This window comes from Neobacillus sp. YX16 (assembly GCF_030123505.1).
Lineage (GTDB): Bacteria > Bacillota > Bacilli > Bacillales > Cytobacillaceae > Neobacillus.
In genome coordinates this window covers 1667632-1682113 of the sequence record NZ_CP126115.1, presented here as the reverse complement: position 1 = coordinate 1682113, position 14482 = coordinate 1667632, and the positions used below count along the sequence as shown (strand labels likewise).

The 14482-nt window shown below is 36.1% G+C and carries 16 protein-coding genes; 8 read left to right on the top strand and 8 right to left on the bottom strand.

The features are described 5' to 3' along the window. Positions 1-8: 8 nt before the first annotated feature. On the top strand, positions 9-1481 hold the full coding sequence (locus QNH48_RS08265) for a sensor histidine kinase (protein WP_283954519.1): 1473 nt from the start codon (positions 9-11) through the stop codon (positions 1479-1481). Next, on the top strand, positions 1478-2164 hold the full coding sequence (locus tag QNH48_RS08260) for a response regulator transcription factor (protein WP_283954518.1): 687 nt from the start codon (positions 1478-1480) through the stop codon (positions 2162-2164). The genes QNH48_RS08265 and QNH48_RS08260 overlap by 4 nt, the downstream gene beginning before the upstream one ends. A 138-nt stretch (positions 2165-2302) precedes the next feature. On the opposite strand, the gene QNH48_RS08255 is transcribed toward QNH48_RS08260, so the two are convergent. Then, complete coding sequence (locus tag QNH48_RS08255) at positions 2303-3145, bottom strand: ABC transporter permease subunit (RefSeq protein ID WP_283954517.1); 843 nt, start codon at positions 3143-3145, stop codon at positions 2303-2305. A gap of 3 nt (positions 3146-3148) precedes the next feature. Continuing rightward, positions 3149-4051 carry an ABC transporter ATP-binding protein gene (locus QNH48_RS08250; RefSeq protein ID WP_283954516.1) on the bottom strand — a complete coding sequence of 301 codons (903 nt, stop codon included), beginning with the start codon at positions 4049-4051 and terminating at the stop codon, positions 3149-3151. Between the two features lie 172 nt (positions 4052-4223). Here QNH48_RS08250 and QNH48_RS08245 point away from each other — a divergent pair, with 172 nt between their 5' ends. From QNH48_RS08245 to QNH48_RS08225, 5 genes are all read left to right on the top strand, one after another. Then, entirely contained in the window at positions 4224-4928 is a 705-nt protein-coding gene (locus QNH48_RS08245) for a response regulator transcription factor (RefSeq protein ID WP_283954515.1), read from the top strand. Then, the gene (locus QNH48_RS08240) at positions 4925-6328 is read left to right on the top strand and encodes a sensor histidine kinase (RefSeq protein WP_283954514.1); all 1404 of its coding nucleotides are present in this window, start codon (positions 4925-4927) and stop codon (positions 6326-6328) included. The genes QNH48_RS08245 and QNH48_RS08240 overlap by 4 nt, the downstream gene beginning before the upstream one ends. Before the next feature lie 22 nt (positions 6329-6350). After that, on the top strand, positions 6351-7112 hold the full coding sequence (locus tag QNH48_RS08235; protein WP_283954513.1) for a PepSY domain-containing protein: 762 nt from the start codon (positions 6351-6353) through the stop codon (positions 7110-7112). Positions 7113-7231: 119 nt separating this feature from the next. Then, positions 7232-7771: a PepSY domain-containing protein gene (locus tag QNH48_RS08230; protein ID WP_283954512.1), complete on the top strand. Its 540-nt coding sequence runs from the start codon at positions 7232-7234 to the stop codon at positions 7769-7771. 183 nt (positions 7772-7954) lie between these two features. After that, a complete protein-coding gene (locus QNH48_RS08225; protein ID WP_283954511.1) occupies positions 7955-8725 on the top strand; it encodes an alpha/beta fold hydrolase in 771 nt (256 codons plus the stop codon). 70 nt (positions 8726-8795) lie between these two features. On the opposite strand, the gene QNH48_RS08220 is transcribed toward QNH48_RS08225, so the two are convergent. The 4 genes from QNH48_RS08220 to QNH48_RS08205 all read right to left on the bottom strand — a co-directional run bounded on the left by QNH48_RS08220 (position 8796) and on the right by QNH48_RS08205 (position 11698). Continuing rightward, complete coding sequence (locus QNH48_RS08220; protein WP_283954510.1) at positions 8796-9863, bottom strand: alpha/beta fold hydrolase; 1068 nt, start codon at positions 9861-9863, stop codon at positions 8796-8798. A gap of 182 nt (positions 9864-10045) precedes the next feature. Next, positions 10046-10612, bottom strand: coding sequence for a polyhydroxyalkanoate biosynthesis repressor PhaR (locus tag QNH48_RS08215; protein WP_283954509.1), 567 nt, complete (start codon positions 10610-10612; stop codon positions 10046-10048). A gap of 19 nt (positions 10613-10631) precedes the next feature. Further along, complete coding sequence (locus QNH48_RS08210) at positions 10632-11237, bottom strand: hypothetical protein (protein ID WP_133369591.1); 606 nt, start codon at positions 11235-11237, stop codon at positions 10632-10634. Between the two features lie 20 nt (positions 11238-11257). Continuing rightward, entirely contained in the window at positions 11258-11698 is a 441-nt protein-coding gene (locus tag QNH48_RS08205) for a hypothetical protein (RefSeq protein WP_283954508.1), read from the bottom strand. A 248-nt stretch (positions 11699-11946) separates the two neighbouring features. Here QNH48_RS08205 and QNH48_RS08200 point away from each other — a divergent pair, with 248 nt between their 5' ends. Continuing rightward, a complete protein-coding gene (locus tag QNH48_RS08200; protein ID WP_283954507.1) occupies positions 11947-12750 on the top strand; it encodes an alpha/beta fold hydrolase in 804 nt (267 codons plus the stop codon). 44 nt (positions 12751-12794) lie between these two features. Here the strand turns inward: QNH48_RS08200 and QNH48_RS08195 are convergent, their stop codons facing one another. Together QNH48_RS08195 and QNH48_RS08190 are read right to left on the bottom strand one after the other, a co-directional pair. Beyond that, positions 12795-13574, bottom strand: a complete 780-nt coding sequence (locus QNH48_RS08195; RefSeq protein WP_283954506.1) for an SDR family oxidoreductase — start codon at positions 13572-13574, stop codon at positions 12795-12797. 150 nt (positions 13575-13724) lie between these two features. Next, a complete protein-coding gene (locus QNH48_RS08190; RefSeq protein ID WP_283954505.1) occupies positions 13725-14369 on the bottom strand; it encodes a YitT family protein in 645 nt (214 codons plus the stop codon). Positions 14370-14482: the final 113 nt, after the last annotated feature.

Genomic DNA, 14482 nt, shown 5'->3' with positions numbered 1-14482 from the left:
TGCTACCTATGTCTATCAAACTTCGTCTGATATTATCAAATATTGCGATGATCACGGTACCAATCATTATGTTTATAATTACCTCTTTTCTGTTAATGATGGTGTTTCTCGGAGATATCCGTGAAATGGCCAATTTCTTACCAGAAAGCCACAATTACCACAAAACAAAACAAGAGGATACATTGCTGTTTCTAGAATTAAAAGAAAAGTCTGCCGTCAACCCAATGAAAATGATGAGTAAGGAATATTTGGAATCCCTAAACACTGAACTTAGTGAAATCGATTCTGGTTTAATTGTCCGTAAAAACGATGAGATATTCTATCTTACAGATGAGCTAGAAAAAGTCCATACAGAGAAGCTGCCGGAGTTTGGTACAGAAAGAAGCTTCCGCAGCTTAGAAGAAATAGGTGAGCAGACGTTTGCCGTGAAGCAGCATGATTTCTATCTGCAGGATGGCAGCGAGGTCTCACTCTTCTTAATGAGAGACGCAAGCCCTTGGAATCAGTTTGTAAGAACCTTTTTCCCAATCCTATTCGGTTTATGTTTATTGATATTAATTGCGACTAATGGATTTTTAACCTACTTTGTGTCTAAAAGTATTATCAACCCAATCAATCAATTAAAGAAAGCAGCTCATTTTATAAAAAGCGGCAACCTCCAGCATTCCATTACAGCGGCTAGGAATGATGAGATTGGTCAGTTAACACAAGCATTTGAAGAAATGCGGATTCAATTAAAGGAGTCACATGAAATCCAAAAACAATATGAGGATAACCGGAAGGAATTAATTGCCCATATTTCTCATGATTTAAAAACGCCGATTACCTCCATTAAAGGGTATATTGAAGGAATCCGTGATGGAGTGGCAGACACACCTGAAAAGAGAACACGCTATATTCAAACCATTTATACAAAAGCAGTGGACATGGACCATTTAATTGATGAATTATTCTTATTCTCAAAGCTGGATTTAGGCAAGGTTCCCTTTGAATTTGAAAGAATTGATATAAAAGATTATCTAAGTGATTATTTCGAGGAGTTAAGCTTTGACCTTAGAAAGCAGAATGTAGAGTTAAATTTCCAATTTGCCCCTCAGGGTCATTATCATGTTTTTGCTGATCGTGAAAAGTTTAAACGAGGTCTGGCAAATATTATTAACAATAGCTTAAAGTACATGGATAAGGATAAAAAGGAATTAATAATATCTATGCATTCTACCGACGAAACGGTAGAGGTTTCCATTACTGATAATGGACCTGGTATACCAGAAGAGTCAATTCCCTTCATCTTTAATCAGTTTTACCGAGCTGAACAATCGAGAAATAAATTAACCGGGGGCAGTGGTTTAGGACTTTCCATCGCAAAAATGATTATTGAAGAACATAACGGTATGATAAATTTAGATAGTACTTTAACAGTAGGAACAAAAATTACCATTATTTTGCCGCATCAGACCTGTTCCGAGGAGGCCACATCATGAAAAAGATTCTGATTATTGAAGATGAAAAAAGTATTGCTGAATTAGAACAGGATTATTTAGAAATCAACGGCTTCCAAACAGAAATGGTCCATACTGGAGATATTGGTCTCCAAAAAGCATTAACACAAGATTACGATTTAATTCTGCTAGACGTTATGCTGCCAAACATCGACGGTTTTGAAATTTGTAAGAAAATAAGAAGTATTAAAGATATCCCTATCATTATGGTGACAGCAAAAAAAGAAGAAATTGATAAGATTAGAGGTCTGGGGCTGGGTGCAGATGATTATTTAGTCAAGCCCTTCAGTCCAAATGAAATGGTTGCGAGAGTGAAAGCACATCTATCCCGATATGAGAGATTATCAATGAAACAAACTACTGAATCGCAAGGAATATACATCCGTGGTTTATTCATTGATCGATCCTCGAGGCGTGTCTTTGTAAATACCAAAGAAATTACCTTAACAACAAAGGAATTTGATGTTCTCACCTTTTTAGCACTAAACCCAGACCAGGTCTTCAGCAAAGACCATCTCTTTGAAAGAATATGGGGTTACGATAGCAATGGAGACGTCTCGACCGTCACCGTCCACATCCGTAAAATAAGAGAAAAAATTGAACACGACCCCTCCAACCCTGAATACATAGAAACCGTTTGGGGATCTGGCTATCGTTTTCATTAATTTAGTGAACACCTTTTGGTGTCACCTTAGACAAAACCTTTTAGGTTTCACCTTAGTGAAAACCAAAAGCATTCTCTACTAAGTGACAGGCACCATAAAAAGACAGTGTCCACCTCAGGTAGACATTGTCTTTTTGTGTTAGTGGATTTGACTTTGAAATAATGTATTTCGGTTACTAAATTTAGTGACCAGTTTTATTAGGAATAGATTGCCTATTAGTAAAGCAGCGCCTATTAGGAATAGTGTGAATGGGCTTAAGAAGAACATTCCACTTGCTTGGCTTATGATGATTCCAACGATTGGGAACACAAGCAGTCCGCCGAATTGCTGGGCTTCCTGAAACGTTTTAACTTTGGCCGAGATCAAGACATTCAAGATAATATTAAACAGTACTAATATTGGAATAACCCAAAACATTAATATCATCCAAGTAGAGTTAAAATATAAGATTACTTTAAAATACGGATACGTAATGACATTAACAACTATCAAACTAATGATAAAGGAAGCAAATGAGATACCTAAGGTTGGAATTAGGGATGCTACTACTTTACCTAGAAACAAGTCTTTAATTGAAATAGGTGCAAATAACAATGTCTCTAACGTATTTCTTTCCTTCTCCCCTACAAAACTATTTGATGAAGTAACCATTGAATTAATAATAGCTACCATTAAGAAAAAAGGTATCATCATAAAGGTTAAGAAGAAATAAACAAATTTAAAGTCAATTGTCGGCAATGCGATTAGAGTATTCCGCATCTCCTCATTTGGAAAGTCTTTAATAAATGCATTTATCGGTTTTTCGATATCTTTAGTAGAGGTACCAAGCAAATCAAAGTGAATTCCAAAATAGGCAATAAAAGCTGGAACAATAATGCATAGCATTACTGCTACAATTATCATCGGAACCCAAACTTTCTTGGATGAAAACGTTGCTTTCATATCTTTTCGGGCAATTGTTAGGATTGTAGTTTTATTCAACCTCTATTCCCCCCTAATATTAAAATATAGCGCCTCAAGACTTCTATTGGTTATTTCACAATTATGAACCCATGTTTCACTTAGAATATTGGCTAATAAAGGTGTAATCTCATTCTTAGATGGAAGTATAAATTCCAATTGATTAGACCCTATCCTACTAAATGTGTACCCCTTGTAGGATTGGCTATTAATGGGCTTAAGACCCGTTTCTACTAATAACCTAATTTCCTTTAAATATTTTTCCTCTAATTCCTTCTTTGCTCCTTTTTCTACTATCCTGCCCTTATTCAGAAACAAATAGGAATCGCAGATTGTTTCAAGTTGGTGCAGAACATGTGAGCAAATTAAGATGGTAACCCCTTCCTCTTGATTCACTTTGCGTAAATAATGGATCACTTCATTAATCCCTTCAGGATCTAACCCGTTGGTCGGCTCATCAAGAAAAAGAAGTTTTGGATTATGCAATAAAGCTTTAGCTAGTGAGATTCTCTTCTTCATTCCTGTAGAAAAGCTACCCACTAATTGATCCTTAAATCCCAGCATATCGAACTGTTCAAGCAAATGTGTGATTCGCTTTGTATCGTATTTACCATATATTTTTGAAAAGAAGACAAGATTGTCCCAGGCGGTCATATCATGATAAAGACTTGCACTTTCAGTTACAATTCCAACTCTTTTTCTAATTTCATCTCCATGAAGCTGTGGGTCAAAATCCATCACCTTCATCAATCCCGTTGTGGCCTCAATGACTCCATTTAATAATCGGATGATTGTGGTTTTCCCTGCTCCATTTGGCCCAAGCAGGCCATTTATTGTTCCTTCTTTAATTGTAAAAGAGACATCTTTTAATATCATCCGATTATTAAATTGTTTGCTTACTTGATTAATTTCTATTATATTTGTCAAAATTTCTCCCCCCTAAAGCTTCATCCCTCTTTATTACGATTAATAAAGATTATTCGTTCACAAAAAATTAATCTTTTTTTAGACTAGAATTAAAGATTGACCATATGTTCGAAAGGTTTTTATCAAAAGTGAGCCGAATAGTATGAAGATATAATTCTAGAGGTGAGTACAAATGTCAACTAAAAAAGGAACCATTCTAGTTGTTGAGGATGAAGAAAAGATAGCCCGAGTTTTAGAGATTGAGCTTGAATATGAAGGCTATTCTGTAACAAAGGTAATAGATGGTCTCGAGGCATTAGAGGCCTATCGTACTGGGAACTGGGATTTAATCTTATTGGATGTCATGCTGCCAGGCTTAAGCGGGATTGAACTTCTTAGGCGAATCAGAAAAAATGACCTCCTTACACCAGTCATTCTCTTAACAGCAAAAAGTTCTGTTGAGGACAAAGTGTCTGGTCTTGACCTAGGAGCCAATGATTATATTACAAAGCCTTTTCAAATTGAAGAACTCTTAGCGAGAATCCGTGCTGCATTAAGAATAAAGCAAGTTGAAAACCATCAGGATGAAGACAATATTCTGTTGCGTTTTGCCGATTTAAGTATTGATCAAAAATCTAGAGAAGTGTTAAGGGCTGGAGAACCTATCGAATTGACTCCAAGAGAATTTGATTTACTAGTTTATCTAATGATCCATAAACGTCAGGTGTTGAGCAGGGACCAAATTTTAGAGGCAGTGTGGGGATACGACTTTTTTGGCGATACGAATGTAGTGGATGTCTATATCCGATATGTAAGAAAAAAAATAGACCTACCTTCTTTACCCTCATTAATTCATACTGTTCGAGGCATAGGCTATGTCATGAAGGATGCAAAATGAAACTTCGAAATAAAATAAACCTTTATACAGCCTTTTTGTTTGCCCTGCTGCTCATGATAATAAATATTACTGTTTATTATACCTTCAGCAGCTTAATTCTCGATAGCGAGCTTGCCACTGCACATAAGGAGATGGAAAAAGTATCCGATAATTTCGGGGAATCACTAGGAAAAGTTCCCGATAACGCCATTCTTAGATCCTACGTTCCAATAAACGGAATGATTCAAATTGTGACTGAGGATAACAAAAATTCACCTGCGTATACGAGTGCTGGCGAGCAAAATCTAAGTGAGAGAGAATCAGTATTTTATAGTAGTGAAGTCAGCAAAAAGATAGAATATGAGAAACGACACTATACCTTTGAATCAATGCCCATCATCTTACAAGACGGCAGTGTTGCCAATCTTCAAATTACCAAAAGTATGGAAACCGCAACTAATATTTTGTCCATTCTCCGTCTAGTCTTAATCTTGGTTACACTGCTTGCATTGATTCCTGTATTCATTTCCAGCCGATTTCTTAGCAACTTTATTACAAGTCCCGTCACATCTATGATTAAAACAATGACAGAAATTAGGAAAAGCGGTAGATTTAAAACCATTAAGCTGGAAGGTAATTCGAAAGATGAGCTTTTTCAAATGGGTCAAACCTTTAACCATATGATTGAGCTTTTAGAAATGAACTTTGAAAAACAGGAGCAGTTTGTTTCAAATGCATCGCATGAACTTAAAACCCCTTTGACTATAATAGAGAGTTACACAAGCCTTTTAAAAAGAAGGGGCTTAAAGGAACCACAGCTTTTCACAGAATCGATTGAAGCCATACACTCTGAAGCGCTCCGTATGATGGAAATGACCGAGCAGCTGTTGATGTTAGCATGGCACCATGAACAGTGGAAAATTGAGCTTAACCAGGTGAATCTCAATCAGTTACTAAAGCAAACTGTAAGTGTATTCAAGAACGCTTATAATCGTGATATTAAATTTGCAGTGGTGAACGAAGCTCCCTTAATGATTGAAACCGATGAAAAAAAACTCAAGCAGCTTTTGTTTATATTTTTAGACAATGCAAGGAAATATAGTGATGAAAGTATCTCAGTCGAACTAGGGAAAGAGAACGATGAGGTATATATCAAAATTATTGATCACGGTATTGGCATCCAAGAAAGCGAACTTCCAAAGGTATTTGACAGGTTTTACCGGGTAGATAAAGCAAGAAGCAGAAAACAAGGCGGTTCTGGCCTAGGTTTATCGATTGCCAAGGAAATTGCCGATGCAATTGGAATCGAAGTACAACTGGACAGTAAGGCTGGAATTGGAACTACTGCCACTCTTCTGATAAAAAAATTTGAAAAATCGTCGAAATTCTCATCACTTTCTCATTTTTATATAAGAAAATAAATGGATAAGGTGGTGAATTTAATTGAAAAGGATATCTTGGTTTTGGGTTGCCATAAGTTCCATACTCCTTATTATTGTTGTTGTCAGCTTTCAGCAATTTGGGAAACTTACACCCTCTGCTGACATGTTAACAGAACAGGATGCCGAGAAGCTCGTTCAAGAGCGCTACCAAGGAAGTGTTTCATCCATAAAATTAGACAAACAACAATATCATATAGAACTAGAAAAACAAAATCATCATTACACTATTAAATTAGATTCCTCTAGCGGAAAGGTTTTATCCTTCACACAAACTGAAACGTCAAAGCCTACGCCATCACAAACACCTCCACAAAAGGTTGAGTTATCAGAAGAGAGAATTAAGGAAATTATCCTTTCCGAGATAGTAAATGGAACAATCGCTTCATTAGAAAAAATAGATAACGGCTCTGATTTATTTTATAAGGCCATTGTGCATGACAAAGAAAAGCAGACTACACTTACAGTCGATGCTGTTTCAGGCAGCATCCTCTCTTCTACCTCATTCTCAATAACTCAACAGCCTAAAGCTTTGACAGAAAAAGAGGCAGTTGAAATTGCACGTACACAGGTTCAGGGAGAGGTTGATGATATTTGGCTAGAAACGGAAAATAACCAAACCTACTACCTTATAAAGATAGAAACATCCGATGATCGTGAAGCAATCGTTCAAATTCATGCTATTACAGGAGAAGTAATGTCAATAGGCAGGGATGACCATGAAAGTACACAGAAGAAAAAAGGCGATGAGGATGACGATGATTGATAAGTCGCTGGAAACTATTATTTTTCTCATTGATTTCTAATGTTCCTATCCTTTTACTCTCATTTTTGGTGGATATACTGAAGGTGTAGAAAGGTAATAACAAAGAGGAGGAAAAGAAAATGAAAAATAAAGTATTAATAGGTGTTGTATCATCGTTACTAGTTTTGGGAGGGGCATTTGCAGTAGGTGCATCAAACAATAATACTCGTCCAGATGATTCTAATCATTTAGATGATAAATCAGCCGTCATCAATCTTGATACACAAAACTTACCTGAACTCAAAGCAGGTCAGGAGTTGGAGCTAGAAACAGAACACGGTCAAACATTTTACAAGATAGATGATGATAATGATGATGACAGCAGTAAGTCTACGGCTTCTCAATCTAACACTTCAGCAATCTCAGTTGATGAAGCTGCAAAAATCGCAACCAATGAAGTAAATGGGAAAATTACCGAGGTTGAAAAAGAAATGGAACATGGCAGACTCGAATATAAATTTGAGATTCAGTCGGATCGGGGCGAGGTTGACATTCGAGTCGATGCTGAAACCGGGAAAATCACAAGAGTAAAGTTTGATGATGACAGCGGAGATGATCGATACGATGACGATGATGATGACAAGGGTAGAGGAAGCGATGATAGCGGGATAGATGGATAATTTTTAAAAGGACAATCGTCAAGTCGATTGTCCTTTTTTGTCCACATATATGTAATTTACACCTATTGGTAATAATAAGAAATGAAATTATATATAATATGTTAATTACTACATTATCCCTGTTTACACTATCCGAATTATGGCCAAAAAGATTATTATGTTAAACCATAGGAGGTAGTTTATTTGGGTGAGTTATTTTCTGGAATTCCCTATTTACGAATGGGCGCTGGTGAACCATTGGTTTTTATTCATGGGCTTGGTGAAGTAAAGGAAGGCTGGTCCAGCCAGTTTGAGTTTGCAGAAAAGTATGATTTAATTATTCCAGATTTACGGGGACACGGTGAGTACCTTACAAATGAGGAAATTAGTATTCCAAACTTTGCACACGATGTTATTTGTTTGTTGAAGGGTCTTGGGCTTAAAAGTGCACATATCTGTGGGTTATCCATGGGCGGGATGGTTGCACAAGAAATCTATCGTCAGGCACCAGACATGTGCAGGTCCCTCGTGCTCGTAAGCACATTTCATTATGCACCAAAACATTTTGGAGAGTTATTTTTGAAATTCCGTAAGATAAAAACAGAGTCACGTTCACTCGAGGAGCAAAAAAATATGGCAGCACGAATTTGTCTCTACTCATGGACAGCAGAAAACGTTGAGAAATTCAAAAAATTCTATCAGCCCAATCGTGAATATTACCTTCCTTCAATGAAAGCATGTCTAGAGGTAAATAATTTATGTCTGCTATCAAAGATAAAAGTTCCAACTTTAATTATTGGCGGTCAATATGACTCAGTTACTCCTGCTTGGATACAATTAATGATGCATAAACAGATTAGACACTCTGAGTTTGTCATATTTAGAAATACAGGACATGTAGCTAAACTCGAGGCAAAAGAATCCTTTAATGAGGTACTTCGCAGCTTTTTAAATAAACATAAAAAGGCAAGTTAAGGGAAGGATACTCCTTCCCTTTCTTCCTTTAACCATTATATAATCTTGTACTCACCTATAGTACAAAAATTTAAATTGGATTCGAACGAGCTGAAGCCCACTCATCGACAACTACTGCAAACAATCCTGTTAAAGCTAAGGAAACATGGCCTGCCTCAACCAGTTTATACGTTTTATCCTCGCTCGAAACTAAATCCATAATCGGCAAACTTTGCGGTTCCAAAACTAAATTATCATTCGTTGAGGAAATAACGAACAAATTTGATTTAATATTTTTCAAATCTACATTTTTATTTCCAATCATTAATTCGCCTTTAACAAGCTTGTTCCCCTTAAAAAGATCATTCGCTAATTGTCTAAAAGCCTCCCCTGCAAATGGAACCTGATCAGTAGTCCATTTGTTCATCCTGCGCCATTTATCCACATATTTTGGATCATGAGCCCGATTTAAAAGCATTGTATAGTGACTAAAATAAACAGGAGCAGATACTGCACGAAACATTGCTTCCACATAGGATGCCGGGATAACCCCATAAACATCTATAAAGCGATCAACATTAAAATCTCCATCCTTAAGTCCTTCCGCCCATTTATCTGGACCAACAAGTGTAGAAAAGTCGATTGGTACTGTTGCAACAATCAAGTTTTTAATGTTCTCTTCAGCAATCGAAGCGTATATAGAAGCGATTGTCCCACCTAAGCAATAACCGACGAGTGTTAATTCTTCCGCGCCAGAATGGCGAATAGCACGCTTAACTGCTGTTCTTAAATACTTTTGAATGTATGTATCAAGACCAATATTCTTATCTTCATAGCCTGGTGTACCCCAGTCTAGCAAATACACATCATATCCACGGTTTGTAAGTCCCTCAATTACACTTGCCTTTGGGGCGATATCAAGTATATAGGGTTTGTTAAACAAAGAATAAACGAAAAATAATGGAATTCCATACTTTTTTTGTTTTGCCGGGTAATACCATAAGACTGATTTATTTTTTCTCCAAACCTCTGTCCTTGGTGTATGACCAATCTTCGGCTCCGCCTCATTTAATACTTGAAAAACGTGCTTCCAGCGTCTCATTTCTTTCTCATAATCCAACGGTGGAAATAAATCCGTAAAAGGTGATTCTACTGCCACTTCTTTAGCCCTCCTTACTTAATTAATTGGCTGTGTTAAATTAGACTGTTGATTTGTGCTCCAATAAGGAATGCTTCTTCGAATAATCACCGCAGGGACAGGCGGTCTCTGCCTGTCCCGAGGCGCTTCGCTTTCCGCACAAATCAACAAAGTTCTAAAATCATTAACCGTTAACACAGCAATTATTTTGTAGAATCTGCACCTGTTAAGACGAGTTCTTTTGGATTGTCTTTTTCCGCGTGACCTTTAAGTATCTCTACTTCATCTTTAAGATTATTTAATTTATTTAGCTCGAACCTTATCTCTTGTAGTTCACTTTGTAGATTCTTGGAATCTGCTAGTTCCTTTTTCGTTTTCACTAACTCTGTTTTTAGTTGTTTGGTTAATTTAATTATTTCTTTTGAAACCTCAACAACAGTTTCAATATCCTTGCTTTGAGACTTCAAGGTATCCTGTAAGTCCCAAATTTGTTCCTCAAGAGATTCAATTTTTTCTTCGGTTTGAATGGTTAAAGAAGCTATATTGACCAAGTCATTTCTAGTAGGAATATTGAGTACACCTGCTAGTGCCTCTTGATTCTTTCTATAGGCTTCAAGGTATCGGGAGTTTGCCTCTGTCCCTGTATTTGCCATTTTGACAAATTCATTGTTATTTGACCAAAGAAAAATAAAATCATTTATCTGTTTTTCCAAAATTCCACTGTAACTTTTGAAAGACTCAAATGGGTCATACGGCTTTTTTGTCGACATCTTGTTCACCTCAATAAAGTTATGATTTATTTGACTCCGTAGTAGTCTTCATATATTGCTGAAAGGGTAAAAGTGCAGACTTTACCTGATTTTCAAAAAGATTCACGAATATTTTTTGATTTTCATATAAAACATTGGTTGTACTCTTAACACCTTCAATATATTTCTCTCTACCTTTCTTTCTAAAAGAAATATATTGTTGGACACTGTCTAAGTACTTATCAAGAGCTTGGCCATTCGTTAAAGAACGAATTGGTGTAGATAATAAAGAAGTAGTTTTATTCTGAATGTCATCAACAACTTGGTTGATCTCTTCATAAGATTTAACAGGGAAAAAATGTTGAATAGTTGTCGTGGTCATAAGTAATTCCTCACGAGCATATTTTTCCCACTCAAGAAGCTCTTTCTTAAATTGCTCCGTAATAGCTTTACTATTTTCCTGATTTCTTTTAATACTCTCAACATATTGTTTAGTAGCATTTAAGAATAAATCATCATGATGGTTTAAGCGGCCAGCCCATTCATCTACTTCTTCAAAGGCAGCTTTCCACATTAATTCAAAACTTGAAAGCTGATTATCCTGGTTAGATTGATTTTCCACTTCTGATTCATTTCTAATAGACATATTGTTTCTCCTCCAAATGTTTAGTCATTAAATAACATTTTCAAATCTTCTAGTTCAGTCTTTAATATTTTTATTTTGTTAACCTTTAAGTTCTTCACTTCATTTTCAATTAACCAAAGCAAGTCACTTAAAGATTTACTAAGCTCTTTTAACTCAGAATTGTCCTTTTTCAAACCCCTATTTAACATAAAAAGTGTTTCATCAAGATGATCTATCTTATCCTCACAATCTACTTTTCTTTGTGCAAGATTAGCAAAATCATCTTTCGGTGGAATATCAAGTATAGTTAACCAATTGTTGATTACCTTTTGTTGAATCACTACATGATCTAAGTGGTTTTCGATTGCTTTTCCAAAAGCATGTGTAAAGGTTGAACAATTGGTATATATATGAATCCGCTTATTACACTCTTTTTCTAGGTATTTGTAAAAAGATGCAGGATCCTGATGTCTTGTTTCCATAAATGCCCCTTTATCTAACGTGTTACTATGTTAGAATCTATCTGTAACTGCTTTAATCCTTGTTCATTATATTATAGCAATTTGTATCGACAATTTACTAGGTTATATTTAGACTTTTCCATTTAATCAAAATAAAATAATATTTTCGTATACAAGAGTTGGACATTTTTTGGTGAATCTTTAGGTTCTTTAGTTTTATTAATAATCATATAAATGGCAATATCTAGTAAAAAAAGGAGTTGTTGAGTATGCCTATAACGAAGGCTAATGGTATTGATTTATATTATGAAGTCCATGGTGAGGGTGAACCACTGCTATTAATCATGGGATTATCACTCACTTCTAAATCGTGGTTTCGATCAATCCCGGTTTTGAGTGAACAATATAAAGTAATAGTATTTGATAATCGCGGGGTTGGACTAAGTGGGAAACCAAATTCTCCCTATTCAATTGAATTAATGGCTGAGGATGCAAGAGCCGTTCTAGATGCAGCCGGTGTAGAGTCCGCTCATGTTTACGGAATTTCAATGGGAGGAATGATTGCTCAAAGACTTGCATTGAAATACCCAGAGCGAATTAAGTCCCTCATCCTCGGCTGTACAACATCAGGTGGGGAAGAACATGTTCAACCTAGTGCTGATGTTTCCATGCTGATGCTGTCTAGGGCATCTTCTACAGCCACACCAGAAGAAATGGCATGGGCAACTGCACCAATCCTCTACAGTCAATCATTCATCGAAAATCATAGAGACCAAGTCGCTGAAGATATTCAAAAGAGGATCGAGATACCTGTCCTTCCATATGCCTATATGCTGCAGCTTCAAGCGTGTCTTGCTCATGACACCTACAATGAAATTGACGAAATAAAAGTACCTGTATTGGTGATACATGGTGATGCGGATAAATTAGTTCCATATGAAAATGGTGTAACTCTAGCTGAAAAAATACCAAATGCCGAATTCCTTACCATTAATGGAGCAGGTCACATTTATGTAACTGAAGCGAATGATATAGTGAATAATCGAGTGATTGAGTTTTTAAACAACCTATAGAAACCATAAAAGAATGCCCAATTAATAACTGGGCATTCTTTTTGTTATTGAACACTAGCACTTGTCCCGCCATCTACAACTAGAACATGACCGTACACATAATTAGAAGCATCAGAAGCTAAAAATAATGCCGGACCTTTCATATCATCATCTGAGCCAAATCTTCCTGCAGGAGTTCTCTCGAGAATCTTTTTTCCTGAATAATCGATGACCACTTTTGCCATTTTGGCAGGGAAAAATCCTGGTGCGATGGCATTAACATGAACGTTATAGGGTGCCAGTTTTACTGCCAAATCCTTTGTAAAAGTAATGACTGCTCCTTTGCTAGTTGAATAGCCAATTGCATCCATCACAGTTGGATCTTGTCCTCCAAATCCAGCTATGGAAGCTATATTTATAATTTTACCAGAACGCTGCTCCTTCATAATTCTCCCGACTGCCTGCGAAAATAAAAATACGGCTTTAAGGTTAATATTCATCACTTTATCCCATTTATCTTCTGGCATTTCTAGTGCAGGAGCTCCCCAGCTTACACCGCTATTATTGACTAAAATATCAATCCTTCCAAACTCTTTCATGGTCTCGTCTACTACATATTGAATTTCTTCTGGGTTAGAAACATCACATTTTAATGCAAGTGAACGAACCCCTTTTGCCTTTAGGACTTCACTAATTTGCTGGCAAGCTTCTAGATTTCTCGAGCAAATGACTACATTTGCTCCAGCATCACCATAGGCCACTGCAATTTGTTCACCAAGTCCTCTTCCCCCACCGGTTACAATAGCTGTTTTTTCTTGCAAACTAAATAAATCTCTAGTATTCATCTTCATCCCCCCGAAAAAATGATATTACCTATTTGAATCTTAATACATTTAATTTTATTAAAATATGAATCTTTAATGATATTCACAAAAATGCTAAGAATCCAAAATATTATATCGAGAGAACCCACTGATTTGGATTCTCTCGATATATTACTTAATTAATAAATCAATTGTTTTATAGGCTAAGAAAAACGCAGCTAATGAAAAAATAGCCTCCTTAAATCCGAATATATAAATAGAACTGCTAAAAATGAACAAGTTAAAAAACATAACAATTTGTCCAATAGAAAAAGGGGTTCGTTTACTCAATAGAATGGCCAAAACCTCCGTACCATCTAAGGACCCTCCATAGCGGATGACGATTCCTACACCCAATCCTAAAATCACGCCTCCCAAGAGTATTACTAGAAATGGATTATTCGTTATGGAAGGAAATGGTTCTAGAACATGGGTACCTATTGAAAGCACAGAAATAGCAAAAAGACTTAGAATTAGAAATCTTTTTCCCAGGTAAGAATAGCCTAAAAAGAAAAAAGGAGTATTTAGCAGTAACAGAGCCAAGCCAATCTCAATACTAGAAATATGCGAGAGAATGATGCTTACTCCTACGATACCGCCATCAATTACATTATTTTTCACTAAAAACAACTGCAAAGATATGGCGACAAGCGAAGCACCACAGAAGATATAGAATAATCTTTTATAGATAGATATATAGGTAGATCTGCTATAACTAATAGATATATAGGTAGATCTGCTATAACTAAAATAATAATTTACTCTCCTCTTATACATATTCCGCCCCTTTTGTTTCAATTATCTCTCCATTGTATGATTTATTATATTCTTCTTCATAAGAAAAATACCCGGCCAATTGGTCAGGTATTCTACTAGAAATAATGTGAAGT